Source organism: Kitasatospora sp. NPDC002040 (assembly GCF_040296785.1).
GTDB lineage: Bacteria > Actinomycetota > Actinomycetes > Streptomycetales > Streptomycetaceae > Kitasatospora.
Genome location: NZ_JBEOXV010000009.1, coordinates 170,757 through 196,962 on the forward strand (window position 1 = coordinate 170,757; position 26,206 = coordinate 196,962).

20 protein-coding genes are annotated in these 26,206 nt (G+C 72.9%); 9 read left to right on the top strand and 11 right to left on the bottom strand.

All coding sequences use genetic code 11. The features are described from left to right. The first annotated feature begins 31 nt into the window (after positions 1-31). Positions 32-3,217 (top strand): SdrD B-like domain-containing protein, encoded by a 3,186-nt coding sequence (locus ABT118_RS21085; protein WP_350670804.1) that lies wholly within the window; start codon positions 32-34, stop codon positions 3,215-3,217. A 32-nt stretch (positions 3,218-3,249) separates the two neighbouring features. Here the strand turns inward: ABT118_RS21085 and ABT118_RS21090 are convergent, their stop codons facing one another. Continuing rightward, complete coding sequence (locus tag ABT118_RS21090; RefSeq protein ID WP_350670809.1) at positions 3,250-4,482, bottom strand: MFS transporter; 1,233 nt, start codon at positions 4,480-4,482, stop codon at positions 3,250-3,252. Between the two features lie 210 nt (positions 4,483-4,692). Between ABT118_RS21090 and ABT118_RS21095 the strand changes: the two genes are divergently transcribed. Together ABT118_RS21095 and ABT118_RS21100 are read left to right on the top strand one after the other, a co-directional pair. Continuing rightward, entirely contained in the window at positions 4,693-6,183 is a 1,491-nt protein-coding gene (locus ABT118_RS21095) for a peptidoglycan D,D-transpeptidase FtsI family protein (RefSeq protein WP_502884621.1), read from the top strand. A gap of 309 nt (positions 6,184-6,492) precedes the next feature. Next, positions 6,493-7,800 (top strand): dicarboxylate/amino acid:cation symporter, encoded by a 1,308-nt coding sequence (locus tag ABT118_RS21100; RefSeq protein WP_350670812.1) that lies wholly within the window; start codon positions 6,493-6,495, stop codon positions 7,798-7,800. A gap of 58 nt (positions 7,801-7,858) precedes the next feature. On the opposite strand, the gene ABT118_RS21105 is transcribed toward ABT118_RS21100, so the two are convergent. The 3 genes from ABT118_RS21105 to ABT118_RS21115 form a co-directional block, all read right to left on the bottom strand. Then, complete coding sequence (locus ABT118_RS21105; RefSeq protein WP_350670815.1) at positions 7,859-8,665, bottom strand: glycerophosphodiester phosphodiesterase; 807 nt, start codon at positions 8,663-8,665, stop codon at positions 7,859-7,861. A 94-nt stretch (positions 8,666-8,759) separates the two neighbouring features. Beyond that, positions 8,760-9,761: a bile acid:sodium symporter family protein gene (locus ABT118_RS21110; RefSeq protein WP_350670822.1), complete on the bottom strand. Its 1,002-nt coding sequence runs from the start codon at positions 9,759-9,761 to the stop codon at positions 8,760-8,762. A gap of 170 nt (positions 9,762-9,931) precedes the next feature. Beyond that, positions 9,932-10,135, bottom strand: a complete 204-nt coding sequence (locus ABT118_RS21115) for a cold-shock protein (RefSeq protein ID WP_057227626.1) — start codon at positions 10,133-10,135, stop codon at positions 9,932-9,934. 351 nt (positions 10,136-10,486) lie between these two features. Here ABT118_RS21115 and ABT118_RS21120 point away from each other — a divergent pair, with 351 nt between their 5' ends. The 6 genes from ABT118_RS21120 (at position 10,487) to ABT118_RS21145 (ending at position 16,235) form a co-directional block, all read left to right on the top strand. Then, complete coding sequence (locus ABT118_RS21120) at positions 10,487-11,359, top strand: menaquinone biosynthetic enzyme MqnA/MqnD family protein (RefSeq protein ID WP_350670830.1); 873 nt, start codon at positions 10,487-10,489, stop codon at positions 11,357-11,359. Between the two features lie 97 nt (positions 11,360-11,456). Further along, positions 11,457-12,665 (top strand): cyclic dehypoxanthinyl futalosine synthase, encoded by a 1,209-nt coding sequence (gene mqnC / locus ABT118_RS21125; RefSeq protein ID WP_350670835.1) that lies wholly within the window; start codon positions 11,457-11,459, stop codon positions 12,663-12,665. A gap of 8 nt (positions 12,666-12,673) precedes the next feature. Continuing rightward, the gene (locus ABT118_RS21130; RefSeq protein ID WP_350670839.1) at positions 12,674-13,282 is read left to right on the top strand and encodes a hypothetical protein; all 609 of its coding nucleotides are present in this window, start codon (positions 12,674-12,676) and stop codon (positions 13,280-13,282) included. A gap of 210 nt (positions 13,283-13,492) precedes the next feature. Further along, positions 13,493-14,077 carry a hypothetical protein gene (locus ABT118_RS21135; RefSeq protein WP_350670842.1) on the top strand — a complete coding sequence of 195 codons (585 nt, stop codon included), beginning with the start codon at positions 13,493-13,495 and terminating at the stop codon, positions 14,075-14,077. 102 nt (positions 14,078-14,179) lie between these two features. Then, positions 14,180-14,872 (top strand): demethylmenaquinone methyltransferase, encoded by a 693-nt coding sequence (locus tag ABT118_RS21140; protein WP_350670847.1) that lies wholly within the window; start codon positions 14,180-14,182, stop codon positions 14,870-14,872. 94 nt (positions 14,873-14,966) lie between these two features. After that, entirely contained in the window at positions 14,967-16,235 is a 1,269-nt protein-coding gene (locus tag ABT118_RS21145; RefSeq protein WP_350671081.1) for a geranylgeranyl reductase family protein, read from the top strand. Positions 16,236-16,267: 32 nt separating this feature from the next. Here ABT118_RS21145 and ABT118_RS21150 read toward each other — a convergent pair whose 3' ends face one another. The 7 genes from ABT118_RS21150 to ABT118_RS21180 form a co-directional block, all read right to left on the bottom strand. Then, positions 16,268-16,603, bottom strand: coding sequence for a MazG-like family protein (locus ABT118_RS21150; protein WP_350670850.1), 336 nt, complete (start codon positions 16,601-16,603; stop codon positions 16,268-16,270). Between the two features lie 56 nt (positions 16,604-16,659). Then, positions 16,660-17,322: a peptidylprolyl isomerase gene (locus ABT118_RS21155; protein ID WP_350670853.1), complete on the bottom strand. Its 663-nt coding sequence runs from the start codon at positions 17,320-17,322 to the stop codon at positions 16,660-16,662. A gap of 99 nt (positions 17,323-17,421) precedes the next feature. Next, the gene (locus tag ABT118_RS21160; protein ID WP_350670857.1) at positions 17,422-20,427 is read right to left on the bottom strand and encodes a tetratricopeptide repeat protein; all 3,006 of its coding nucleotides are present in this window, start codon (positions 20,425-20,427) and stop codon (positions 17,422-17,424) included. A 67-nt stretch (positions 20,428-20,494) separates the two neighbouring features. After that, the gene (locus tag ABT118_RS21165) at positions 20,495-22,822 is read right to left on the bottom strand and encodes an arylsulfatase (RefSeq protein WP_350670861.1); all 2,328 of its coding nucleotides are present in this window, start codon (positions 22,820-22,822) and stop codon (positions 20,495-20,497) included. Continuing rightward, entirely contained in the window at positions 22,822-24,435 is a 1,614-nt protein-coding gene (locus ABT118_RS21170; RefSeq protein ID WP_350670865.1) for an ABC transporter ATP-binding protein, read from the bottom strand. Before ABT118_RS21170 ends, ABT118_RS21165 begins: the two co-directional genes overlap by 1 nt. Beyond that, positions 24,432-25,256: an ABC transporter permease gene (locus ABT118_RS21175; protein WP_350670867.1), complete on the bottom strand. Its 825-nt coding sequence runs from the start codon at positions 25,254-25,256 to the stop codon at positions 24,432-24,434. Before ABT118_RS21175 ends, ABT118_RS21170 begins: the two co-directional genes overlap by 4 nt. Positions 25,257-25,260: 4 nt before the next feature. Continuing rightward, positions 25,261-26,205: an ABC transporter permease gene (locus ABT118_RS21180; protein ID WP_350670871.1), complete on the bottom strand. Its 945-nt coding sequence runs from the start codon at positions 26,203-26,205 to the stop codon at positions 25,261-25,263. Between the last annotated feature and the right edge of the window lies 1 nt (position 26,206).

Below are 26,206 nucleotides of genomic sequence, written 5' to 3' on the forward strand. Positions count from 1 at the left end.
GCTGCCCCGGATCCGGCCGTCAACTGGCGGAATGTGGAAGAAATCCCGGGTTCCCCGGCTGCTGACGGCCCTGGGGGTGCTCTCCGCCGGTCTCTTCGCCGGCACCTTCGCGGGTGTCCCGAACGCCCGGGCGGCGATCACCTTCACCAAGACGGTGGACAAGGCCAGCCCCGCACCGGGTGAGAACGTCACCTACACCCTCAGCTACACCTGCTCGCAGGTGGACTGCGCCAACGGCACCATCACCGACGCCCTGCCGGCCGGGATGGAGTTCGTCGGCTGGACCCCGGACGCCACCACGGTGGACGTCGACGCCTCGACCGTGCCGGCCGCCGGGGCGCACGGCGGCACGATGAACATCGTGCTGAACGATCTGACGCCCGGCACCACCGCGACGGTCAAGGTCACCCTGAAGTTCCCCAACTTCACCACCGCCAACGGCAGTCAGGCGGTCAACTCGGCCACCTTCGCGGCCGACGGCGAGACCCCGCAGACCGCCACCGCCACCACCACGGCGGTGGTGCAGCCGCAGTACAAGGTGACCAAGGGCGTCCAGACCAGCAGCCAGGACGGCCGCACGGTGACGTACCAGTTCAGCACCTGCTCGACCGACGGGGTACCGAACGTCGACCTGGACGCGGCCACCCTGCTGGACAGCCTGCCGGTCGGCGCGGTGGTCGACACCTCGCGGTCGCCGGGCTGGACCTCGGGCGGGCCCGGGCCGAACACCTGGCAGTACGACGTCGGCCCGTTCGTCTCCGGCAACGGCCAGGCGGGCTGCCGCAACCCCGGGGTGCTGGTGGTCAACTACCCCGACCCGACCTTCCCGACCGGCTCCACCGCCACCAACACCGTGACCATGGCGGGCGACCCGCTCGGCCCCGACGCCGGGCGCGACCTGTCCACCGCCACCGCCGTCTCGCCGACCTTCCAGGACGCCAGCACCGGTGTGGTGGTCACCGCCGCCAAGAACTGGGGCGGTACGTACTCCTCCGGTGACATCGCCCCGTTCAGCCTGTTCCCGGTGAACACCGCGGGGCCGATCACCAGCATGGTGGTGACCGATCCCGGTACCGGCACCACGGACGGCCTCTACAACTGGCTGGTCCCGCAGAGCATCCAGCTGGAGGCGTGGAACCCGACCAGCATCGCGCTGACCCTCGAGTACCGGCTGAACGGCGACCCGGCCTGGCAGGCCTTCAGCCCGACCACCGCGCTGAACGGGGCGAACGCCCGGCGGATCACCTTCGCCGCCGCGAGCGACCCGGCGAACGACGTGCTCGGCATCCCGGCCGGCCGCCGGCTGGACGGCCTGCGGTTCAGCTGGGCCGGGCCGATCCCGACCGGCTGGAGCCCGGGCAACTCGATCCAGGTGCTGAGCCAGATCGTCGCCACCGGACACGACGGCCGGACCGCGCCGACCCCGCTGCGCAACTGTGTGGACGTCACCGGCAGCGTGGCCGGTACCAGCCAGACCGCCAACGCCTGTGCCGAGGCCACGGTCACCGCCGCCACCAACCTCGGCGCCGCCAAGACCACCACGGCGGGCGCGGTGATCGCCCCCGGCGCCACCGCCACCTTCCAGGTGGTCCCGTACAACCGGACCGGCTACACCCTCGACCGGCCGCTGGTCCTGTACGACCTGCTGCCGCCCGGCATGGTCTACGTGGACGGCTCCGCCCGGCCCGACCCGAGCTGGCCGGAGAGCAAGGCACCGCAGGAGGTCAAGGTGCTGCCCGGCCAGGACGGCCGCCAGCTGCTCCGGATGACCTGGCCCGCCGGCGCCCCGGACATGATGTACCTGCACGACAGCCTCGCCTACCGGATGCTGTTCGAGGCCGAGGCGGCGGGCAGCGCCCAGCCGGGCACCCTGACCAACGACGTGTACGTCACCGTCGACGGGCCGACCGCCCCGGTCAGCTGCATGTACTACCGCGCCGACACCTCGGTCCCCGACACCGGCGACCTGAACGGGAACGGCAACACCACCGAGAAGCTCTGCCACGCCTCGTCCCAGGTGCAGATCCAGGTGCCGGCCGTGCTGCGGGCCTTCAAGGAGGTGAAGGGCGACGAGGACAAGGGCTACGGCAGCTCCGGCACCTCCTCGCCCGGCGGTGCGATCTCGTACCGGATGACCGTGCGCAACGACTCCCCCGAGGCCGTCACCGACTTCACGGCGTACGACCGGCTGCCCGCCCCCGGGGACGCGTACGTGCTGCGGCCGGGCACCCCGCGCGGCAGTGCGTGGGCGCCCTCGCTCACCGAACCCATCGTCAGCAGCGACCCGGCCGTGGTGGTCGAGTACTCCACGGCGGCGGACCCGTGCCGTCCGGCCGCGCTCGGCGGTCCGGCCGGATGCAGTCTGGCCGCGGAGTGGACCACGGCCTTCCCCGGCCCGGGGCTGGCCACCTGGTTCCGGATCACCCGGCCGGGCACGCTGCCCTCGGGCGGGCTGTTCACGCTGACCTGGCCGATGGTCGCCTCGATCGACGCCCCCGAGGGTGCGTTCGCCTGGAACAGCTTCGCGTACACCGCCACCGACAGCACCGGTACGCCGCTGCTGCCCGCCGAGCCGGCCAAGGTCGGCGTCGGTGTCCACCACCGGAAGCCGCTGAACAACTCGATCGGCGACTTCGTCTGGGACGATCTCGACCGGAACGGCCTGCAGGACCCGGGCGAGCCCGGCGTGCCCGGGGTCACCGCCCACCTGCTGGACGCCAAGGGCCGGGAGGTCCGCGGCAACAACGGCAAGCCGATCAGCTCCACCTCGAACGGGCGGGGGATCTACCTGTTCGGGCGGCTGCCGGACGGGACCTACTCGGTCCGGTTCGACCTGGCGACGCTGCCGGCCGGGGCCACCGTGACGCTGAAGGACGCGGTGCGCCGGACGGCTGCCAGCGCGGAGGACTCGGACGCCGACCCGGTGACCGGGCTGACGCCGCAGGTGCTGGTCGCCGGGGGCGAGGCCCAGCTCAACCTGGACCTGGGTCTCGTGCTCCCGCCGAAGCCCACGCCTCCGCCGTCGCCGTCGCCGACGCCGGCCCCGACGGTGGAGCCGAGCGTTTCGCCGACTCCGCCGCCCTCGCCGTCGCCGACCGGGGGGCTGCCGGTCACGGGGTCGGACTTCCCGCTCGCGCTGCTCGGGCTGCTGGCACTGTCACTGGGTGCGGCGGGCGCGGTGCTGGGCCTGACCACACGTCAGCGAGGGCGCCACTGACCCAGGGAGGCTCGGGCGAACGGCGGAAGCGCCTAACCCTGCACGCTGAAGGTGGCCTCTGCCGGGGTCGGCGTCGCAGTTCCCCGAGCCTCTGACGGCTTGACCAGGCGGCCCCGGGCGGCGAAGAGCAGGCAGCCGCCGAGGCCTATCCCGGCGGTGGAGCAGAGGGCTACGGCGGTGAGGGAGTGCGAGACCAGGGCTCCCGAGACGGCGTAGCCCGCTGCGTTGCCGGTGGCGAAGAGGGTGATCAGCCAGGCGAACGCCTCGGTGACGGTGCCGGTGGGGGCCAGCTCGGCGATCAGGACGAAGGCGGCGGCGAGCAGCGGGGCCAGGCCGATGCCGGAGAGCAGGGCGAGGGCGGACATCGGCAGCGGGGCGGGGAGCAGCAGCAGCGGCAGGTACGAGGCGGCCATCGCCAGCGCGATCACCCAGGTCCGGGTGGCGGTGGTGCTGCGCCACTTCACGGCGCCGTAGCCGAGTGCGCCGACCAGCCCGCCGAGGGCGGCCAGGGCGAGCAGCAGCCCGGCGCCGCCGGGGAGGCCGCCCCTGTGGTCCTCGGCGTAGGCGATGAAGAGGACGTTCTGGGCGCCGACCGTCCAGCCGGCTCCGGCCAGGCCGATCAGCAGCAGGACCAGGCCGGGGGAGCGGAGCGGGCCGAGCAGGCCCGAGGAGGGGTGCCGGGCGGGGGCCCGCCAGGCCCGGGCGGGTGCGGCGGTGGCGACCACCAGGGCACCGGCCAGGCCGAGTCCGGCGGCCGTCCACAGGGCTGTGGACGGGGAGAACGCGGCGGCGATCCCGGCCACTGCCAAGGGGCCGGCCACGTAGAGCAGTTGCTGGGCGGCGGAGTCGAAGGCGTACGCGGTGTCGAGCTGCTCCTCCTCGACCACGGCGGGCCACAGGGCGCGCAGGCAGGGTTCCAGCGGGGGCATCGCCAGCCCGGCGATCGCGGCGCCGAGCGGGGCGGCCCAGGCCGAGCCGGGGGCGAGGGCGAGCAGGGCGTAGCCGACGCCGGCCACCACGGCGGAGGCGAGCAGGACCCGCGGCTGCCCGGTCCGGTCCACGATCCGCCCGAGCACCGGGCCGCCGATCGCGGCGGCGATCGCGTACGCGGCGGTGGCCAGCCCGATCGCGCTGTACGGGGTGCCGGCCTCGCGCAGGGCGAGGGCGATCACCAGCGCGGTCATGCCGGCGGGGAGGCGGCCGAGCAGGGTGCCGAGCAGGAGACGGGTGACGTGCGGGGCGCGGAGCAGGGCGAGGTAGCCCATGGAATTCGGGTCTCCAGACGGCATGAGGGTGGCGGCAAGGTCATAAGTTATACGTATAACCGGATCGGGGTCAATCGAGCGGCGGGAACCGGGCGGGATCGTTCGTCGTCTGACAGTCCGACAGCTGATCACTCGCCAGGCCGGACCGGGACGCCGGCCGTGACCGGCCGCCGGGCGGACGGGAAGCCGCTCCGGGGGCCGCAGGTACGGATGAACAAGCCCAGGACCCGTGACCCGATGGCCGGCCCGCTGCGCCGCGCCTCGATGTTCTGCCTGCTGCTGGTGCTCGCCCTGATGGCCCGGGCCACCTGGCTGGCCGTGGCCGAGGCGGACACCTACGCGCAGCACCCGGCCAACGCCAGGCTCGCCATCGACCGCTACGCCCAGCCGCTCGGCAACATCCTGGTCGGCGGGCAGCCGGTGACCGGCTCGGTGCCGACCGACGGCCCGCTCGCCTACAAGCGCAGCTACACCGACGGCCCGCTCTACGCCCCGCTGACCGGCTACACCTCGCAGGCGTACGGCAGCAACCAGCTGGAGAGCCTCTTCGCCGACCTGCTGGACGGCAGCGACCGGCGGCTGACCGGTCCGGTCGCGGCGGTGACCGACCCGCTCACCCGGTCCCGGCCCGCCGGTGGCGACGTGGTCACCACCGTCGACCCCGCGGTGCAGCGGGCCGGCTGGGACGCGCTCGGCGGGAAGCAGGGCGCGGCGGTGGCGCTCGACCCGGCCACCGGACGCGTTCTGGGGCTGGTCTCCACCCCGTCCTACGACCCGTCCGGGATCACCGGGCGGGGCAAGGCGGACGAGCAGGCCTGGCAGCGGCTCGGTGCGGACAGCGGCAGGGCGATGGTGAACGGCGCCCTGCGCTCCACCCTCGCGCCCGGTTCGACCTTCAAGCTGGTGGTCGCCGCCGCCGCGCTGGAGCGCGGCCGCTACCCGGACGTGGACACCCCGACCGACAGCCCCAACCCGTACACCCTGCCCGGGACCAGGGTGGTGCTGACCAACGAGTCGGCCAGCGCCCCGTGCGCGGACGCCACCCTGCGGACGGCGCTGCGGTACTCCTGCAACAACGTCTTCGCCAAACTGGCCGCCGACCTCGGTGAGGCCGAACTCTCGGCGCAGGCGGCCAAGTTCGGCTTCAACCTGACCCAGCTGGACACCCCGGTGCGGGCCTCGGCCAGCGTCTATCCGGCGGGGATGGAGCCGTCCCAGGTGGCGCTCACCGGGATCGGCCAGTTCTCGGTCACCGCGACGCCGCTGCAGATGGCGATGGTCTCGGCGGCGATCGCCAACGACGGGGTGCTGATGCGGCCGTCCACCGTGTCGGAGCTCACCGACCACTCGGGGCGGACGGTGCAGGAGTTCCCGCCGGTGGAGCTGGGCCGGGTGATGAGCGGGGCGACCGCGAAGCAACTGCAGTCCGCCATGGTCTCGGTGGTCACCGACGGCACCGGGAGGTCGGTCGCGATCAAGGGCCTGACGGTCGGCGGCAAGACCGGCACCGCCCAGCAGGGGGTGAACAACAGCGGCCTGCCGTACGCCTGGTTCACCTCGTACGCCGACGACGGCAAGGGGCACCGGATCGCCGTCGCCGCCGTGGTGCTGAACGGGTCCGACGACCGCTCCGAGATCAGCGGCGGCGGTCTGGCGGGCCCGGTGGTCAAGGCGATGACGGAGGCCTACCTGAAGCGGTGACCCCCGGGGCGCCCGGGTGGTTCGTGGCCGTCATCAAACAAGTACTTTGAACATCTCAAAGGTTTATTGCTACTGTGTCGGCCATGACCACCTCAGGCGCGCCCCGGCAGCAGGACATGAGCCCCCCGCTCATGCGCTGCGCGTGCCTGCCCAGCGCTGTGGACAGCGGTCGCGCCTGTCGCACCGTCAGCTGTATTCGGGCGGCACGTCGCCCCTGAGGCCCCCGGCTCCTCCCCGCCGTGGTCGGCCCCGGCCGTGTCGCCGCCCCGTCCTCCCCTCCCCCTTCTCCTTCCTCGGAGCCGCACCACCATGTCCACAGCGCCCGCGCCCACCTTCCTCGCGAAGGTCCGCACCGTCCCCTTCTGGGCCCAGATCGTCCTCGGTCTGGTCCTCGGCCTGCTGCTCGGCTACGTCGCCCGGGTCCAGGACGTCGCCTGGCTGACCACCACCCTGGACACCATCGGCAAGACCTTCGTCCAGCTGCTCAAGCTGGCGGTGCCGCCGCTGGTCTTCACCGCGATCGTGCTCTCGGTCGCCAACCTGCGCAACGTCACCAACGCCGCCCGGCTGGCCGGCCGCACGCTGCTCTGGTTCCTGATCACCTCGCTGATCGCGGTCGGCGTCGGCCTCGGCCTCGGCCTGCTGACCAACCCGGGCGAGGGCGCCAACCTCTCCACCCAGGGCCTCAAGGCCCCGGAGAAGCCCGGCACCTGGATCGACTTCCTGACCGGCATCATCCCGACCAACATCGCGGACGCCTTCCTCAAGGTGAACGTGCTGCAGATCGTCTTCCTCGGCATCGTGGTCGGCGCCGCCATCCTCAAGGTCGGCGAGAAGGCCGAGCCGGTCCGCAAGCTCAACGAGGCGATCCTCGACCTCACCCAGACCGCCCTGTGGTGGGTCATCCGGCTCGCCCCGCTCGGCACCCTCGGCCTGATCGGCAAGTCCGTCGCCGTCTACGGCTGGGACCTGCTCAAGCCGTTCGCCACCCTGACCATCGACGTCTACGTCGGCTGCGCGATCGTGCTGTTCGGCGTCTACTCGCTGCTGCTGCGCTTCGTCGGCGGTCTCAACCCGCTGAACTTCTTCAAGGGCGCCTGGCCCGCGATCCAGCTCGCCTTCGTCTCCCGCTCCTCGGTCGGCACCCTGCCGGTCACCCGCCGGGTCACCGAGCGCCTCGGCGTCCCGAGCGAGTACGCCTCGTTCGCCGTCCCGTTCGGCGCCACCACCAAGATGGACGGCTGCGCCGCGATCTACCCGTCGCTGGCCGCGATCTTCGTCGCCCAGGTCTACGGCATCGACCTCGGCATCGGCGACTACCTGCTGATCGCCTTCGTCTCGGTCATCGGCTCCGCCGCCACGGCCGGCCTGACCGGCGCGATCGTGATGCTCACCCTGACCCTCTCCACCCTCGGCCTCCCGCTGGAGGGCGTCGGCCTCCTCCTCGCCATCGACCCGATCCTCGACATGATCCGCACCGCCACCAACGTGGCCGGTCAGTCCGTCGTCCCGATCCTGGTCGCGGCCCGCGAGAAGACCCTCGACCTCAACGCGTACAACAACCCCACCGGCGACCTCCTCACCGAGGACGCCCCCAAGGTCGTCATCGCCGCCTGACGCACCGTCGGCCCCAGGGCCCCCGCCGGATCACCGGCGGGGGCCCTTCGACGTTCCGTCAGGGTGCCGCCCCGGCCGGGCAGCGCTCGTCCAGCCAGCGGCGGGCGGCCCCCGGGGTGTCGGTGATCAGCGCGTCCGCGCCGGCGCCGAGCAGGGTCTCCCAGCTCCGGCTGTCGTCGACCGTCCAGGCGTACACGGCCCGGCCCGCGGCGTGCTCGGTGCGGATCCGTTCGGGGGTGGCCAGGACGTGTTCCAGGGAGAGGGCGGCCAGCGGGAGTCCGGCGGGGTCCTGGGCGTACCAGGAGCTCTGGATCAGGGTGACCGGCAGCCGCGGTGCGGCGGCGTGGGCGGTCCTGAGGTGCTGGGGGTAGAAGGAGTAGAGCTCCACGTCGGCCCCGCTCGCCGCGGCCAGTCGGCCGATGACGGTGGCGTCCTCGGGGCGGGCGATCTCCTTGATCTCCAGCAGCAGCCTGGTCCGGCGGCCGCGCAGCCGGTCCAGCAGCTCGGTCAGCCGGGGGATCGGCTCCGGTGGGCCGGGGCCGACGGTGACCCGCAGCCGGTCCAGTTCGGCCGCGGTCAGGTCGGCGACCCGGCCGGTGCCGCCGGTCAGCCGTTCCACGGTCGGGTCGTGGAACAGCACCGGGACGCCGTCCTTGGTGGTCAGGACGTCCGTCTCGATCCAGTCGGCGCCGTCCCGGACGGCGGCGGCGAACCCGGCCATGGTGTTCTCGGGTGCGTTCACCGGGGAGCCCCGGTGCCCGACCACGGCGGGCCGGGGGCAGCCGGACGCGGGAGCCGAGGCGGTCGACGGCCAGGCGAGCAGGACGGTCAGCGCGCAGATGACGACTCTTCGTAGTCGGACCATGTGCCCAGTGATAGCCCACGGCGGGCCCTGCTGCGGGGAGGCCGTCGGATTCGGCGGGCGAGCCGCCCGGTGCGCGCCCCGGGGCCGCTCCGGGTCAGCCCCCCTCGGCGTCCGCCGCCCGGGCCCAGCGCTGGGCGAGCACCGTGCAGACCATCAGCTGGAGTTGGTGGAAGAGCATCAGCGGAAGCACCGTCAGGCCGACGGTGGCGGCCGGGAAGATGATGGTGGCCAGCGGGAGGCCGTTGGCCAGGCTCTTCTTGGAGCCGCAGAACTGGATCGTGACCCGGTCGGGGCGGGGGAAGCCGAGGCGGCGGGAGGCGGCTGCGGTGAAGAGCAGCACCAGGCCGAGCAGGGTCAGGCAGATCGCGCCCAGCCAGAGCAGCTGGGAGACCGTCACCCGGCTCCAGATGCCCTCCCGGACGCCCTCGCTGAAGGCGGTGTAGACGATCAGCAGGATCGAGCCGCGGTCCACCACCAGGGTCACCGAGCGGTGCCGCCGCAGCCAGGGCGCGACCCAGCGCCGGAGCAGCTGGCCGGCGGCGAACGGGGCGAGCAGTTGGAGCAGGATGTCCAGGATCTGCTGCCCGCTGACCTGCACCCCGGTGGAGCCGGACAGCAGCCAGGCCGCCAGCAGCGGGGTGAGCACGATGCCGACCAGGCTGGAGAAGGTGGCCGCGCAGATCGCGGCGGCGACGTTGCCCCGGGCCATCGAGGTGAAGGCGATCGAGGACTGCACGGTGGACGGCAGCAGCGTGAGGAAGAGCACCCCGGTGACCAGTTGCGGGGCGAGCACCGAGGAGGGCAGCAGCCGGGCGGCCTCGCCGAGCAGCGGGAACAGCACGAAGGTGCAGCCCAGGATCAGCAGGTGCAGCCGCCAGTGCCGGGCGCCGGCCAGCGCCTCCTGCGGGGAGAGCCGGGCGCCGTACAGGAAGAAGAGGAGCCCGACCGCGACGCTCACCGAGTCGCTCGCGAGCTCGGCGGCCGCGCCCCGGGCGGGGAACAGGGTGGCCAGGCCGACGGTGCCGAGCAGCAGGAGTAGGTAGCCGTCGATCCCGATCCGGTGCAGTCGGCGGTCGAAGGCCCGTAGCAGGTGCATGGCCCGATCATGCCTGGTGGGGGCTGACGCAGAGGCAGGGGGCCCGCCGCGTCCGAAGACGTGGCGGGCCCCCTTGGTACTGCGCGTCATGCTCTTGCTGGCGACCGGTAGGCCGCCGCCGGACCCGAGGTAGTGGGGTCCAGAGCGATCAGATCATCAGAGGAGATGAATCAGATAGCGGTGACGTTCTCCGCCTGCGGGCCCTTCGGGCCCTGGGTGACGTCGAACGAAACCGCCTGGTTCTCCTCCAGCGAGCGGAAACCGTTCGCGTTGATGGCGGAGTAGTGGACGAAGACGTCGGGGCCGCCGCCCTCCTGGGCGATGAAGCCGAAGCCCTTCTCAGCGTTGAACCACTTGACGGTTCCCTGAGCCATGCCGTTCTCCTTGCGAGGGACGTTTCGGCTACCACACCGTGTGATAGCCGGTCCGCTGCGCTGATCGCCCCGCCTCCGGAAGGGTCCGGAGTTTTTCGATAAAGCTGAAAAACTACAAAAAGCCCGCGGTTACATGCTCCGCAGGCTTCAAGTACTGCAAGGGGAATCAAACTGCAACTGGATGGAACCGTAGCACGCAGCGGCAGCCCCGACCAGGGGTGACCAAGGCCACGCTCCTCGTGTCCCGCGCGCGCGTGGCACAGATAGTGAGCACCCCCTGACCACCCCGCCGGCGTCAACGGGCATACGCTGCGGAGAGCGCACGAAACGGGCAGGTAGGAAGGACGCACGGTGACCGGTCAGGACACGAGTGGCTCGGCGGCGGTACGGCCCAGGGTCGGGCACATCCAGTTCCTCAACTGTCTTCCGCTGTACTGGGGACTGGCCAGGACCGGCAATCTGCTCGACCTCGACCTCACCAAGGACACCCCCGAGAAGCTCAGCGACCAGTTGGTGGGCGGAGCGCTCGACATCGGCCCGATCACCTGCGTGGAGTACCTGCGCAACGCGGACAAGTTGGTGGTGCTGCCCGACATCGCGGTCGGCAGCGACGGCCCGGTGATGTCCTGCGTGATCGTCAGCAAGCGGCCGCTGGCCGAGCTGGACGGCCGCCGGGTCGCGCTCGGCTCCACCTCCCGCACCTCGGTCCGGCTGGCCCGGCTGCTGCTGGAGCAGCGCGAGGGCGTACGGCCCGAGTACTTCACCGCCCCGCCGGACCTGGACGCGATGCTGGCCGAGGCCGACGCCGCCGTGCTGATCGGCGACCCGGCCCTGCGCGCCTCGCTGGAGCAGGCGCCGCAGCAGGGCCTCGCGGTGCACGACCTGGGCGCGATGTGGAAGGAGTGGACCGGCCTCCCCTTCGTCTTCGCGGTCTGGGCCGCCCGCCGCGACTACGCCGAGCGCAGCCCGGAGACGGTGGCCGCGGTGCACCGGGCCTTCCTGGAGTCCCGCGACCTCTCGCTGGCCGAGGCCGGCCAGGTCGCCGCGCAGGCCGCCCGCTGGGAGTCCTTCGAAGCCCCGGTGCTGGAGCGGTACTTCAGCGAGGCGCTGGACTTCTCGCTCGGCGAGCGGCAGCTCGCGGGCATCGCCGAGTTCGCCCGCATGGTCGGCCACGACAGCGGCTTCGCGCCCGATGTGACGGTCACTCTGCTCCAGCCCGCCTGACCGGTGCCCCGCAGGCCCCGACACGCCCGAAAGGGCGTGCCGGGGCTGGCGTAGGCTGGTTCGCGTCCGACGTCGGAAGAGAAAGAAGGCCAGCAAGGTGTCCGAGCTTCACCTGTCCGCCACTGACCTGCAGGCCGTCCTCGACCGCGCGGCCGCCGGCGGCCGGATCACCCCGGAGGAGGCGCTGGAGCTCTACCGCTCCGCGCCGCTGCACGCGCTCGGCTCCGCCGCCGATGCCGTCCGTCGCCGCCGCTACGCGGGCACCGAGCACATCGCGACGTACATCATCGAACGGAACATCAACTACACCAACGTCTGTGTGACGGCCTGCAAGTTCTGCGCCTTCTACGTGGCGCCGAAGAGCGACAAGGGCTGGTCGCGCGACCTGGACGAGATCCTCCGCCGCTGCGCCGAGACGGTCGAGCTGGGCGGCACCCAGGTGATGTTCCAGGGCGGCCACCACCCGGACTACGGCGTCGAGTACTACGAGACCGCGTTCGCCGCGATCAAGGGCTCGTTCCCCGAGCTGGTGATCCACTCGCTCGGTGCCTCCGAGGTCGAGCACATGGCCCGGCTCTCCAAGGTCTCGGTCGAGGAGGCCATCACCCGGATCCACCGGGCGGGCCTGGACTCCTTCGCGGGTGCCGGCGCCGAGCTGCTGCCGGAGCGCCCGCGAAAGGCGATCGCCCCGCTCAAGGAGTCCGGCGAGCGCTGGCTGGAGATCATGGAGACCGCCCACGGCCTGGGCGTCGAGTCCACCTCCACCATGCTGATGGGCACCGGCGAGACCAACGCCGAGCGGATCGAGCACCTGCGGATGATCCGCGACGTGCAGGACCGCACGGGCGGCTTCCGGGCCTTCATCCCGTACACCTACCAGCCGCAGAACAACCACCTCAAGGGCCGCACCCAGGCGACCGTGTTCGAGTACCTCCGGATCATCTCGATCGCCCGGCTGTTCCTCGACAACATCGCCCACATCCAGGGCTCCTGGCTCACCACCGGCAAGGAGGCGGGCCAGCTCTCGCTGCACTACGGGGCGGACGACCTCGGCTCGGTGATGCTGGAGGAGAACGTGGTCTCGATGGCCGGTGCCAAGCACCGCTCCAACCTGACCGAGCTGATCCACCTGATCCGCGCGGCCGACCGCACCCCGGCCCAGCGCTCCACCACCTACCAGCACCTGCGGGTGCTGGACGACCCGGCCAACGACCCGGTCGACCCCCGGGTGGCCTCGCACATCGCCTCCACCGCGCTCGAGGGCGGCACCGCGCACCCCGAGCTGAAGATCCTCTCCACCACCTGAGCGCCCTGATGCTCACGCTGCACCGGGCCACCGCCCTGGTCGCGGACCCCACCGCCCCGTCGATCCCCGACGGGGCGGTGCTGGTCGACGGCGCGGTGGTGGCGGCGGTGGGCCCGTACGCCGCGCTGGCCGATGCCGCCGCAGGGGCCCGGGTGCGGGAGTGGGACGGGCTGCTGACGCCCGGTCTGCGGTGCGGATCGGGGCAGTGGCTGCTGGAGACGGCGTACCACCCGGACCCCCGGGAGGAGCTCGGCACCGGGCCGCTGCTGCTGGACGTCCCCGCGGAGCGCCGGGGCGGGAGCGCCCGGCTCGGTCTGCAGCGGCTGCTCGGCCACGGCGTGACGGCGCTGGCCGGCCCGTTCGCGCTGCCCGCGGTGCGGACCGCGGTGACCCGCTCGGGCCTGGTCGTGGTGCCGGGTACGGACGGGCCGCCCGGGGGCCTGGACCCGCTCGCCGGTGCGCCGCTGGCCTCGGTCGTGCACCGGCCGCTCACGGTCGGCGGCCGGGCGGACTTCGCGGTCTTCGCCGCCGGGTCGGTGGCCGAACTCGAACGGACCGGCGCGGGCTGCTGCCTCGCCACCGTGCTGGGCGGACGGCTGCTGTACCGCCGCCGCTGAGCCGGCCGACCGCCGGTCCACCAGTGTGCCTGGCGGGCCGTCAAGCGGAAGTAAGTGCACTAACTCCCGCTTTATTCACACAAACTGATTGCTGCTCGCCGTGACCTGAGGGGTCGCCAGCGGTTACGATCCCGGTCAGCCCTCCGTACTGCGGACGGGTGCTCTTCCACCGGGTCCTCCCCAGCCCGGTCCGGCAAGCCGACAGGAACCATGCGATCCGCGACCGCTCCCCGTCCGCGCAGCGCGCGCCTTGGTCGAGGCTGGTACCTCGCGGCCGTGCTGAGCGCGGTGCTGGCCCTCGGCATGTGCCTGCTCGGCTGGCGCCAGGCCGACCAGGCCGACCGGATCGGCGCCGACCCCGTCCGGGTCCAGGGCACCATCACCCAACTCCCGGCCGGCAGTGCCACCTACAGCTCGATCAGCTACCGGGCCGACGGCCGCCCGCTCACCGCCACCGACCTCTGGCTGCCCGAGCACGCCAGGGCCGGTGACCCGATCTGCCTGGAGTACGCCGCCGCCGACCCCGGCGCCGTCCGGGTCTGCGGCAAGCGCTACCCCCAGCCGGCCGGTGTCGGCCTGGCCCGCACCAGCGTGCCGATCGCGCTGGTGCTCTTCGCCCTATGCGCGGCCCGGATCTGGCGCCACCACCGCGCCCGCGCCGCCACCCGCACCACCCGCATCCGCACCACGGTCGCCTTCGCCACCGAGTCCTTCGGCGAGGGCATGCCCGCCCTCACCCACGGCAAGCGCTCCCGCCGCCGCCGCAAGCCCGGCGGCCGCCGCGCGCTGCGCTAGCGCCTGTCCGAGGGCTGGTCAGGCACCGTTCGCCGCGCCCTTGGCAGGGCAACCGAGCGCCCTGCAGAAGGCTGCGCTGCGCCGTGGTGAACAATGGGGGTCGTGACCCGAGCCTCTCTGGACAAGCAGCCGCACGAAGTCGCCGCGATGTTCGACGACGTCGCCGCCAAGTACGACCGTACGAACGACGTGCTCTCCCTCGGCCAGGCCCGTGCCTGGCGCCGCGCGGTGGCCGAGGCGATCGCCGCCCAGCCCGGCCAGACCGTGCTCGACCTCGGGGCCGGCACCGGCACCTCCTCGCTGCCGTTCGCGGAGGCGGGCGCCGACGTGGTCCCGTGCGACTTCTCGCTCGGCATGCTGACCGAGGGCAAGGCCCGCCACCCCGAACTCGCCCTCACCGCGGGCGACGCGACCAAGCTCCCGTTCGCGGACGACAGCTTCGACGCCGTCACCATCTCCTTCGCGCTGCGGAACGTGCAGGACACCGACGCCGCGCTGCGCGAGCTGTACCGGGTCACCAAGCCCGGCGGCAAGGTGGTCATCTGCGAGTTCTCCACCCCGACCTGGACGCCGTTCCGCACGGTCTACACCGAGTACCTGATGCGGGCGCTGCCGCCGGTCGCCACCGCTGTCAGCAGCAACCCGGACGCCTACGTCTACCTCGCCGAGTCGATCCGCTCCTGGCCGGACCAGCCCGCGCTGGCCGCCCGCCTGCAGCAGGCCGGCTGGTCCAAGGTCGCCTGGCGCAACCTCACCGGCGGCATCGTCGCTCTGCACCGGGGCTTCAAGGCCTAGCTAGACTCGTCCAAGCCCAGCCGACCGCATCGCAGGAGTGTGCCCAGCCGTGTCCGAGACCGCAGTTGACCTGAGCAGCGACAGCAGCGAGACCGTGGAGAGCACCGCCGACGTCATCGTGGTCGGCGCCGGGCCGGCCGGGGCGACGACCGCCTACTACCTCGCCCAGGCCGGTCTGGACGTGCTCCTGCTGGAGAAGACCGAGTTCCCGCGCGAGAAGGTCTGCGGCGACGGTCTGACCCCGCGCGCCACCAAGCAGTTGGTGGACATGGGGATCGACGTCTCGACCTCGAACGGGTGGCTGCACAACAAGGGCCTGCGGATCATCGGCGGCGGCGTCCGGCTGGAGCTGGACTGGCCCGAGCTGTCCGCCTTCCCGGACTACGGACTGGTCCGCAAGCGCGCCGACTTCGACGAACTGCTGGCCCGTCAGGCCCAGAAGGCCGGGGCCCGGCTGTACGAGCGGGCCAACGTGACCGGCCCGGTGCTGGACGACCGGACCGGCCGGATCGTCGGCGTGACGGCCAAGCTGGGCGAGGAGAAGCGGCCGGTCACCTTCCGCGCCCCGCTGGTGGTCGCGGCCGACGGCAACTCCACCCGGCTCTCGCTGGCGATGGGCCTGCACCGCCGCGAGGACCGCCCGATGGGCGTCGCGTACCGGACGTACTTCACCTCGCCCCGGCACGACGACGACTACCTGGAGTCCTGGCTGGAGCTGTGGGACACCCGGGGCGGCGAGAAGAAGCTGCTGCCCGGCTACGGCTGGGTCTTCGGCATGGGCGACGGCACCTCGAACGTCGGCCTCGGCATCCTCAACTCCTCGCCCGCGTTCGGGGAGCTGGACTGGCGCGAGGTGCTCAAGGCCTGGTGCGCCTCGATGCCGGCCGAGTGGGGCTACACGCCGGAGAACATGACCGACCCGATCCGCGGCGCGGCCCTGCCGATGGCGTTCAACCGTCAGCCGCACTACACCCGGGGCCTGTTGCTGGTCGGCGACGCGGCCGGCATGGTCAACCCCTTCAACGGCGAGGGCATCGCCTACGCGATGGAATCCGGCCAACTCGCCGCCGGCGTCATCGTCCAGGCCCACGCCCGGATCACCGACGCGGGCCGCGAGCGCGCCCTGCACGCCTACCCGGCCGTCCTCAAGGACGTCTACGGCGGCTACTACACCCTCGGCCGCGGCTTCGTGAAGCTGATCGGCAACCCCAAGGTGATGCAGCTCGCCACCCAGCGCGGCCTGACCCACCCGATCCTGATGAAGTTCGTGCTCAAGATGCTCGCCAACCTCACCGACCCGCAGGGCGGCGACGCGATGGACCGCATCATCAACGGCCTCTCCCGGGTGGCCCCCAACGCCTGACCCCCCGTCGAACCGGCCCGCCCCCCAGTGGACTACGTCTGCTCGGGGGCGGCGGGCTGTCGGGGGCGGGTGGTGACGTGGGCGAGGCGGTCGGCGAAGACGGTGCGGGCGTCCGGGGTGAGGGTGCGGAGGGCGATCAGGGCGGCGAAGACGACGTCGCAGAGTTCGTGCTCGACGTCGGTCCAGGTGTGGGTGGTGCCCTTGCGGGGGTTCTGGCCGGTGGCGCCGAGGACGGCCTGGGCCGCTTCGCCGGCCTCCTCGGTGACCTTGAGGATGCGGAGCAACTTCTCCTCGCCCGGCGGCAGTCGGCTCTCGTGGTCGAGCCAGTCGACGATGCGGTCGAGGGCGTCCCAGGTGGCGCTGTCCATGCGTGTGCTCCCGTACGGTGGTGGGGAGCACCACCGTACGGGAGCCGGGGCCCGGGTCAGCGCTTGCTGATCTTGACGTTCTTGAAGGTGGGCAGCAGGTTCGGGTAGCCGTCGCCGGGGTTGTTCTGCGAGTCCGAGCCGGCCGCCGCGATCTTCTGGAGCACGTCCAGGCCGCCGGTGACCTGGCCGAACGGGGTGTAGGCCGGGGAGAGCCTGGTGTCCTTCCAGACGAAGAAGAACTGGCTGCCGTTGGTGTTCGGACCGGCGTTGGCCATGGCGACGGTGCCGGCCGGGTAGGTGGCGCCGGTGAGGTTCTCGTCCGCGAACGAGTAGCCGGGGCCGCCGCTGCCGGTGCCGGTGGGGTCGCCGCACTGGAGCACGAAGATCCGCTCGGTGGTGAGCCGGTGGCAGTGGCTCTTGTCGAAGTAGTCGTGCTCGGCCAGGAAGCGGAACGAGAAGGTGGTGCACGGCGCCTTGTCGGTGAGCGCCTTGAAGGTGATCGATCCCTGGGTGGTCTTCAGGGTCGCGCTGTACGGCTGTGCGCCCTTCTTGGCGTCGAAGACCGGGATGCCCTTGAAGTTGTCGGCGGGCACCGCCGGGGTGTAGGCACAGGTCACCGTGGCTGCGGCGGGGGCCGCGTCGGCGATGCCCACCGAGGTGGTGAGAACGAGCGGCAGAGTGGTGGCGGCGGTGAGCAACGCCCAGTGTTTGCGCAGCACTTGAGGTGCCTCCGGGGGAGTGATTGACATGGACCAATCATCCATGCCCATCCGCCCGGTCGGTATGCACGGTGTCAGGTCGGCCCCGGGCCGGGCCGGTCAGTGGCGGAGGTCCGTCCCGTCCAGGGCGGCCAGGGCCTGGGCGGGTTCGCCCGCCCGGCGGTAGGCGGCAGCGGCGCTCGCGCGGACGGCGCGGACCTCGGACCCGGCCCGCCCGGCCGCCGCCAGGGTGTCGGCGAGCTCCCCGAGGGCCCGGCCCTCCAGGTAGGCGTCCTGGAGCCGGGGGGCGCCGAGAAGTTCGGCGGCCTGCCGGGCCGCCTGCTCGGCCTCCTCGAAGCGCTGCAGGTCGCGCAGGACGGTGCCGAGGTTGTTGTGGGCGACGGCCTCGCCGTGGGGATCGTCCAGCTGTCGGCACAGGGTGACGGCGCGCCGGGTGGCGTCCTCGGCCTCGGCGAGCCGGCCGAGCTCGCGCAGGGAGGCGCCGAGGCTGCCCCAGGTCAGGGCCTCGACGTGCCGGTCGCCGAGCTCCTGGGCGGCGAGCAGGGCGCACCGGTCGGCGTCCCGGGCCTGCTCGAACAGCCGGAGGCCGTGCAGGGCCGCGCTGAGACCGTTCCAGGCCGCGGCCTCGCTGTGGCGGTCGCCGAGCTCCTGGTACAGCGTCAGCGCGCGGCGGGCGGCGTCCTCCGCCTCCTCGAAGCGTTCCAGGCCGCGGAGTGCGTTGCCGAGGTTGTACCAGGAGATCGCCTGGCTGTGGCGGTCGCCGAGCACCTCGTGGGCGGCCAGGGCCTGTCCGTGGGCCGTGCGGGCCTCCTCGAACCTGCGCAGCCCGTGCAGGGAGATCCCCAGGTTGTTCCTGGTCCGGGCTTCGCCGTGGCGGTCGCCGAGCTCCTGGTACAGCGTCAGGGCGTGGCGGGTGGCATTCTCGGCCTCCTCGAACCGGCGGAGTTCGTGCAGTGAGGCGCCGAGGTTGTTCCAGGCGGTGGCTTCGCCGTGGCGGTCGCCGAGCTCCTGGTGGCGGGCCAGGGAGTGCCGGTGGGCGGCGTGGCCCTCCTCGAACCGCCGGAGCTCGCGCAGCGAGGAGCCGAGATTGCCCGAGGCGGCGGCCTCGCCGTGGCGGTCGCCGAGCTCCTGGTACAGCGTCAGGGCGCGGCGGGTGGCATCCTCGGCCTCGTCGAAGAGGTGCAGCTCGTGCAGGGCGTTCCCGAGGTTGTTCCAGGCGGTGGCCTCGCCGTGGCGGTCGCCGAGCTCCTGGAGCAGGGCGAGGGACCGGCGGTTGGCGGTGCGGGCCCGGTCGAACTGCCGGAGGTCGTGGTGGGCGCCGGCCAGGTTGAGCCAGGCGAGGGCTTCGCGGCTGCGGTCACCGATCCCCTGCGCCAGCCCCAGCGCCACCGAGCTCACGGCGTGGAGGTCGTCGAACCAGCGCTGCCGGTGCAGGTGTTGGGCCAGGCTGTTGGCCAGCAGGACCGACCTGACCGGGTCGACCGGCGCCGAGCCGACCGCGGCCACCAGGTTCCTGCGCTCGGCCTCCATCCAGGCGAGTGCGGCGGCCCGGTCCGGGAACGGTGACGGGCCGCCCGGCTCGAACGGCCGGTGGAGCAGCTGGTCGGCGGCGGACGCCAGCGAGCGGTAGTGCTGCGCCAGCCGCAGCAGTGCGGGTCCGTGCCGGTGGCCGTGGGCCCTGGCGTGCTCGGCCGCGTAGTCGCGGACCAGGTCGTGCAGGGTCCAGCGGCCGCCGCCGGGGCTCTGCCGGAGCAGGCTGGCACTGCTGAGCGTGGTGAGCAGCCGCCGGGTGTCCCGGGGCCTGCGTCCGGCGAGGTGGGCGGCGGATTCGGTGGAGACGTCCGGCCCGGGCGCGAGGGCCAGCAGCTCCAGCAGCTGGACGGCGGTCGGCGGGAGCGGGTGCAGCGACCGCTCCAGCGAGGCCCGGACGGCCAGGTCGCCGTCCTCCAGCAGCCCGAGTCGGCTGCCGGTGTCGGCCAGCTCCTCGGCCAGTTCGTCGGCGAGCCGGGCGACCGGGAGGTGCCGGTCGCGGACCAGTTGGGCGGCGGTGACCTGGAGGGCCAGCGGCAGGTGTCCGCACAGGGCGGCCAGCCGGAGGGCGTCCTCCCGGGCCGAACCGACCCGCTCCGGGCGGCAGTCGGCGGTGGCGAGGGTGCGCTCCAGCAGGGTGACGGCGCCGTCCGGGGTGAGCACGTCCAGGTCGATCCGGGCGGAGCCGATCGGGGTGAGCACGTCGCGGGAGGTCACCAGCAGCCGGTGCGGGCCGGGGCCGGGGATCAGCGAACGGACCTGCTCCGGGCGGGAGGCGTTGTCGGCAACCACCAGTACGGCGCCCCGGGCGGCCAGTTGGGCCCGGTACAGGGCGGCCCGGCCGTCCTCGTCCGGCGGGATGCGGTCGGCCGTGACGCCCAGCGCGCGGAGCAGCGAGTCCAGCGCCTGGCCCGCCGCCAGGGCGGTGTCGTCGTAGCCGTGCAGGTCGATGAAGAGGGCTCCGGTGAACCAGCCGTTGGCGAGGGCGGCGTGACCGGCCGCCAGGGCGAGGGTGGTCTTGCCGATGCCGCCCATGCCGGCCACGGAGGTGACCAGGACCGGGTCGGCCTCCGAGTCGGGGTCGAGGAGCGGCAGCAGGGCGGCCAACTCGGCCTCGCGTCCGGTGAATTCACGGGGGAGTGCGCGCAGCGGCGGCAGGTCGGCGGGGCCCGGGCGGCGCTCGGGGAGAGTGAAGTTGGCAGTCTGCGCCATCACCACGGTGCCGCCGAAGTCGCCGTCGTTGATCAGGTTGGTCCAGCCGGGAGCCGACGGCGACTGGGCCGGGAGCAGGGCGGTCCAGGACGGTTCGTCGAAGGGCAGCTCCGCCCAGGTGCTCCAGAGTTCGACCAGGGCGAGGAAGCAGCCGCGGTCCTCGGCCCCGGGGAGCCGGGCCTTCCTGCGGTCGGCCGGGGCCCAGTCGTTGATCCGGCGGGCGGTGAACCCGGCCGCCCCGGGCCGGGCGGAGGCGCGGACGGCCTGTTCGACGGCGAGGGCGGAGAACCGGAGTCCGCCGGCCTCCCGCTCCGCCCGGGCCTGCTCCCGCAGCTCGCGCAGCCGCTCGTACAGCTCCAACACCCAACCCCCACCGCTCCGGACGTCGTCAGCAGCCTACGGCCGGGCTGCCGACGACGCCGCGGAAACGTCACTCGAAGGCGGCCGCCGCCTCCCGCAGGGCGGTGACCACGGTCTCCGGGTCGTACGGTGCCGGGGCGCCCGGGGTGTACGTCACGGAGTGCAGGGCGCCGGTGTAGCGGAAGGTGCGGTGGCGCTCCCAGAGCGGCCAGGAGACCGGGGACTTGCGGTCGATGCCGACGCTGATGCCCTGGAACGGGGCCATGCCGATGAGCTGGTGCACGGCCGGGAGGCCGGACACGGCGGCCCCGTCGATCAGCAGCTCGAACTCCCACCTGAGGTCCGCCACGGCGGTGGCCCGCAGGGTGACGGCGGTGGCCGAGGCGGGGACGGGGGCCGGGGCGGAGTGGTGCAGTTCGCCGTACTGGTTGTAGGCGAAGTGCAGCTGCCCGTCCTCGACGTAGAGGACGTAGCCGCCGCCCTGGTCGCCGTGCGAGACCAGGACGCCCCGGTCGCCGGGGAGGTAGCCGTCGAGCCTCGCGGTGACCTCGAACGAGCGGAAGGAGATCAGCCGGGACGAGCGGTAGCGCTCCAGCTCGGGGGTGCCCGCGAGCAGGGTGACGGGTCGGCGCAGCCGGGCCTCCTCCGGGTTGCGCAGGGCCATCGCCCCGCTGCCGTCGGGGAGCGGGAAGACGCCGTTGCGCCAGGCCGCGGCCTCCCAGGCCTCGGACAACTCCTTGACCACCTCCGGGTGTTCGGCGGCCAGGTCGTGGATCTCGGTCGGGTCGGTGCGCAGGTCGTACAGGGCCCACTCGCTGTCGTCGTACGGGGTGCGGGGCCGGTGCAGGGTGACCAGCTTCCAGCCCTCCCGGTAGTAGCTGCGGTTGCCGACCATCTCGCAGTACTGCTCGGTGTGCGCGGACGGGGCCTCGGGTGAGCGCAGCGTGGCGGTGAAGCTCACCCCGTCGAGCTCCTGGACCGGTGCCCCGTTCCGCTCCGACGGCCGGGCCAGGCCGGCGAGTTCGAGCAGGGTCGGGGTCAGGTCGGTGACGTACTGGTACTGGCTGCGCACCCCGGAGTCCCCGGCCGCGCGCGGCAGCCCGGCCGGCCAGGAGAGCACGAACGGCACCCGCACCCCGCCCGCGTAGGTCTGCCCCTTGTAGAAGCGGAACGGGGTGTTGGAGGCCATCCCCCAGCCGCGCGGGTAGTGCACCAGGCTCTGTGCGGTGCCGATCAGGTCGATCTCCCGCTCGACGTCGGGGTTCCAGTCGGCGGGGAGGTTCGGGTGGTGGACGAAGCGGCTGAAGTAGCTCCGGGTGCCCTCGGCGCCGCCTTCGCCGGTGCCGCCGTTGTCGGAGGTGAAGACGACGATGGTGTTGTCGAGTTCGCCGAGCGCGGCCAGGGTGTCGGTGAGCCGGCCGAGGTTCTGGTCGACGTTGTCGACCATGGCCGCGTAGACCTCCATGTACCGGGCGTACAGCCGCTGCTGGACCTCGGTGAGCGACTCCCAGGCGGGGACGTCGTACCCGGCCTCGGTCTCCCGGTCCGGCAGTTCTGTTCCCGCCGGGAACAGCCCGGCGGCGAGCTGGCGGGCGAACCGGGAGGAGCGGAGCGCGTCCCAGCCGTCCGCGTACCGGCCCCGGTGCCGGGCCAGGTCGGCGGGCTTGGCCTGGAGCGGGCCGTGCACGGCGTTGTGGGCCAGGTAGAGGAAGAACGGCTTCTCGGCGTCGTGGGCCCGGAGCGACTTGACCATCTCGATCGCCCGGTCGGTGATGTCGTCGGTGTAGTAGTAGTCGTCCGGGAACTCGTCAATCGCCAACGGGCTGTTGTCGCGGACCAGTTGGTGCGGGTGGAACAGGCTGGTCAGGCCCTCCAGGACGCCGTAGTACTGGTCGAAGCCCTTCTGCAGCGGCCAGTTGCGCCGGTCGTCGGCGGCATTGGAGGCGGAGTCCCGGGTCAGGTGCCACTTGCCGACGGCGTAGGTGGCGTAGCCCTGGTCGTGCAGCAGCTCGGCCAGGGTCGGGATGTCGCCGGCCACCTCCATGCCGTACCCCGGGAAGCCCGGGTCGGAGTTGGCGACCATCGAGTAGCCGACCCGGTGCGGGTTGAGCCCGGTGAGCAGGGCGGCCCGGGCCGGCGAGCAGAGCGGCATGGTGTGGTAGTTGGCGAGCCGGACACCCTGGTCGGCGATCGCGTCCAGGGTCGGGGTGGGGATCTCGGAGCCGAACGGGCCGATGTCGCTGTAGCCCATGTCGTCGATCAGCACGACCACGATGTTGGGCGCCCGCTCGGGTGCCCGGCGGGCGTCCGGCCAGGCGGCGGTGGACTCGCCGAAGGTGCGGCCGACGGTGCCGGGGAAGCCGGCGTAGGGGTCGCGGCGGTGGGTGCCGAAGGTCATCAGGTGCTCCGAACTACGGTGAGGCGCGGCGCGGCGGCCAGCAGGGTGCGGGTGTACTCGTGCTGCGGGTCGGTGACCAGCTGGTCCGCGTCGCCGGTCTCCACCACCAGGCCGCGGTGCATCACCGCGATCCGGTGGCTGACCTGGCGGACCACGGCCAGGTCGTGCGCGATGAAGACGACGGCCAGGCCGAGTTCGCGCTGCAGCTCGGCCAGCAGGTCGACCACCTGGGCCTGGACCGAGACGTCGAGGGCGGAGACCGGTTCGTCGCAGACCAGCACGGACGGCTCGGGCGCGAGCGCGCGGGCGATGCCGATCCGCTGGCGCTGCCCGCCGGAGAACGAGCGCGGGTGGCGGTCGGCGGTCGCCGGGTCCAGGCCGACCCGGGTGAGCAGGTCGGCCACCCGAGCGGCGCGGGCCGCCCGGTCGCCGAGCCGGTGCGCGATCAGCGGTTCGGCGATGATCTGACCGACCGTCATCCGGGGGTTCAGCGAGGAGTACGGGTCCTGGAAGACCATCTGGATCCGGCGGGCCGGGTCGCCGGGGCCGAGGTAGCGGATCGTCCCCGCGTCGGCGGTGTGCACCCCGACCAGGGCCCGGGCCAGGGTGGACTTCCCGGAGCCGGACTCGCCGACGATGCCGAGCGTCTCGCCGGGGTGCAGCACCAGGTCCACGCCGCCGAGCGCGGTGACCGGCCTGCGCCGTCCGAACCGGCCGGAGCCGGGGAAGGTCTTGCGCAGCCCGGTGACCTCCAGCAGCGGCGTGCCGTCCGGCCGCCCGGCCGCCCGGGAGGGCTCCTCCAGGCGCGGCACGGCGGCCAGCAGCCTTTTGGTGTACGGGTGCTGGGGGTCGGTCAGGATCTCGGCGGTCCGGCCCTGCTCGACCACCTCGCCGTCGTGCATCACCAGCAGGCGGCGGCAGGACTGGGCGATCACGCCCATGTCGTGGGTGATCAGCAGGATCGCGGTGCCGGTCTCCCGGTTGATCCGGTCCAGCAGCTGGAGGATCTGGCGCTGGATGGTGGCGTCCAGCGCGGTGGTCGGCTCGTCGGCGATCAGCACCTCGGGCTCGTTGGCGAGCGCGAGCGCGATCATGATGCGCTGGCGCTGGCCGCCGGAGAACTGGTGCGGGTGGTCGCGGAGCCGGGCGGCCGGGTCGGGGATGCCGACCAGGTCGAGCAGTTCGAGTGCGCGGGCCCGGCGGGCTGCCTTGTCGGTCCGGCCGTGGGCCAGCAGGGCCTCGTGCAGGTGCTGTTCCACGGTGAGCACGGGGTTGAGCGAGGACATCGGGTCCTGGAAGATCATCGCGATCCGCTTGCCCCGGACGGCGCGCAGTGCCTCTTCCGGCAGTGCGGCCAGGTCCGCGCCGTCCAGCAGCACCGAGCCGCCGGTGACCCGGCCGGGGGAGGGCAGCATCCGCAGCAGTGCCAGCGCGGTGGTCGACTTCCCGCAGCCGGACTCGCCGACCACGCCGAGGGTGTCCCCGGCGGCGAGCGAGAAGCTGACCCCGGAGACCGCCTCCTGCTCGCCGAACGCGACCCGCAGGTCGCGGACTTCGAGCACCGAGCGGGTCCCCCGGTCGGCCGGGGCGGGTGCGACGGTGGTGCTGCTCATCGGCGGATCCCCTTGTTCAGGGCCTCGGCGATCAGCGCGAAGCCGAGCACCAGCGCGGTGACCGCGGTCAGCGGGGCGATCGCGAAGGCGGGGTGGGTGGAGAGGTAGGCCATCGACTGGCTCAGGATCGAGCCGAGCGAGGGCTCCGGCGGGCGGACGCCGACGCCGAGGAAGCTCATCGCGCCCTCGATGAAGACGGCGACCGACATCGCCACGGCGCCCTGGACGATCAGCGGGTCGACCGCGTTCGGCAGCACGTGCCGGACCAGCACCCGGAGTCTGGAGGCACCGCCGACCCGGGCCGCGAGGGCGTACTCGCGCTCCCGCTGGACCAGGATGCCGGCCCGCAACTGCCGTCCGAAGCCGGGTATTTCGGCCAGCGCGATGACGATCACCACCGGCAGTGCGCCGGGGCCGAGGATCGCGGTCACGGCCAGCGCCAGGATCAGGCCGGGGAAGGCCAGGATCAGGTCGAACAGCCGCTGGACCGACATGTCGGCCCAGCGCGAGGTGGCGGCCAGCAGGGCGAAGGCGCAGCCCAGCAGCGCGCCGACCGGGACGGCGGTGAAGCTGATCAGCAGGTCGGTCCTGATGCCGTACAGCACCCGGCTGAACAGGTCCCGGCCGATGTCGTCGGTGCCGAGCAGATGGTCGGCGCCCGGCCCGGCCAGGGCCAGGTCGCTCTGCGCGACCGGGTCGTAGGAGGTGAGCAGCGGGGCGAACAGCCCGGCCAGCGCGACCGCGCCGACCAGGGCGAGGCCGGTGAGCCCGCGGGCGGAGAGCAGGCCCGGTCGCCGGCGGCGGGTGAGCAGAAGAGCCATGGTGTTACTCCCACCTGATCCGGGGGTCGAGCCAGGCGTAGACGAGGTCGGTGAGCAGCTGGACCAGGACGAAGACGCCGACCATCAGCAGCAGCAGGTCCTGCACCACCGGGTAGTCGCGCCGGACCACGCCCTGCTCGGCCAGCTGGCCGAGGCCCGGCCAGGCGAAGATGGCCTCCACCAGGACGGCGCCGCCGAGCAGTTGGCCGATCTGCATGCCGAGCACGGTGACCACCGGCGGCAGCGCGTTGGGCAGCGCGTGCCGGCGGATGATCCGCTTCCGGGGGACTCCGAGCGCGGTCGCGGTGCGGACGTAGTCCTCGGCGAGGGTCCGCTCCAGGCCGTCCTTGACGTACCGGCCGAGGATGGCCGCGCTGGGCAGGGCCAGGCAGAGCGCGGGCAGCAGCAGGTACTGGACCGCCAGGTCCGGGGCGTCCAGCACCGATTCGTGCCCGCCGGGCGGCAGCAGGCCGAGCGTGACGGCGAAGACCAGCACCAGGGCGATGCCGGTGACGAACGGCGGCACGGCCAGCACGGCGGTGGTGAGCGCGCGCAGCGCACCGGCCACCCAGGGGCGCCGGGTGGTGGCCCCGACCAGGCCGATGGCCAGGCCGAGCACCACCACCAACAGCAGTGCCGCGAGCGTGAGTTCGACGGTGGCGCCGAGTCCGTTGCCGATCAGCTCGGAGACCTCGCCGCCGATCGCGTAGGACGGGCCGAGGTCGCCGGTGAGCAGGTCGCCGAGCCAGCCGGCGTACTGGGTGAGGAACGGCTGGTCCAGCCCGAGCCGGGCCCGGATGGCCGCGACGGCCTCCGGTCCGGCGTCGGGCCCGGCCAGGCTGGTGGCCGGGTCGCCGGGGATCAGCCGCAGGATCGCGAAGATCACGAACGAGGCGAGCAGCAGGACCAGCGCCGCCGACGGCAGCCGTTTGAGGAGGTAGGAGCGCATC

Excerpts from the sequence above, each read along its gene's own strand:
- ABT118_RS21175 (WP_350670867.1), bottom strand. The coding sequence starts at position 25,256 with ATGGCTCTTCTGCTCACCCGCCGCCGGCGACCGGGCCTGCTCTCCGCC.
- ABT118_RS21095 (WP_502884621.1), top strand. The coding sequence starts at position 4,693 with ATGAACAAGCCCAGGACCCGTGACCCGATGGCCGGCCCGCTGCGCCGC.
- ABT118_RS21180 (WP_350670871.1), bottom strand. The coding sequence starts at position 26,205 with ATGCGCTCCTACCTCCTCAAACGGCTGCCGTCGGCGGCGCTGGTCCTG.
- ABT118_RS21135 (WP_350670842.1), top strand. The coding sequence starts at position 13,493 with ATGCGATCCGCGACCGCTCCCCGTCCGCGCAGCGCGCGCCTTGGTCGA.
- ABT118_RS21085 (WP_350670804.1), top strand. The coding sequence starts at position 32 with ATGTGGAAGAAATCCCGGGTTCCCCGGCTGCTGACGGCCCTGGGGGTG.
- ABT118_RS21150 (WP_350670850.1), bottom strand. The coding sequence starts at position 16,603 with ATGGACAGCGCCACCTGGGACGCCCTCGACCGCATCGTCGACTGGCTC.
- ABT118_RS21105 (WP_350670815.1), bottom strand. The coding sequence starts at position 8,665 with ATGGTCCGACTACGAAGAGTCGTCATCTGCGCGCTGACCGTCCTGCTC.
- ABT118_RS21115 (WP_057227626.1), bottom strand. The coding sequence starts at position 10,135 with ATGGCTCAGGGAACCGTCAAGTGGTTCAACGCTGAGAAGGGCTTCGGC.
- ABT118_RS21170 (WP_350670865.1), bottom strand. The coding sequence starts at position 24,435 with ATGAGCAGCACCACCGTCGCACCCGCCCCGGCCGACCGGGGGACCCGC.
- ABT118_RS21130 (WP_350670839.1), top strand. The coding sequence starts at position 12,674 with ATGCTCACGCTGCACCGGGCCACCGCCCTGGTCGCGGACCCCACCGCC.
- ABT118_RS21100 (WP_350670812.1), top strand. The coding sequence starts at position 6,493 with ATGTCCACAGCGCCCGCGCCCACCTTCCTCGCGAAGGTCCGCACCGTC.
- ABT118_RS21110 (WP_350670822.1), bottom strand. The coding sequence starts at position 9,761 with ATGCACCTGCTACGGGCCTTCGACCGCCGACTGCACCGGATCGGGATC.
- ABT118_RS21090 (WP_350670809.1), bottom strand. The coding sequence starts at position 4,482 with ATGGGCTACCTCGCCCTGCTCCGCGCCCCGCACGTCACCCGTCTCCTG.
- ABT118_RS21165 (WP_350670861.1), bottom strand. The coding sequence starts at position 22,822 with ATGACCTTCGGCACCCACCGCCGCGACCCCTACGCCGGCTTCCCCGGC.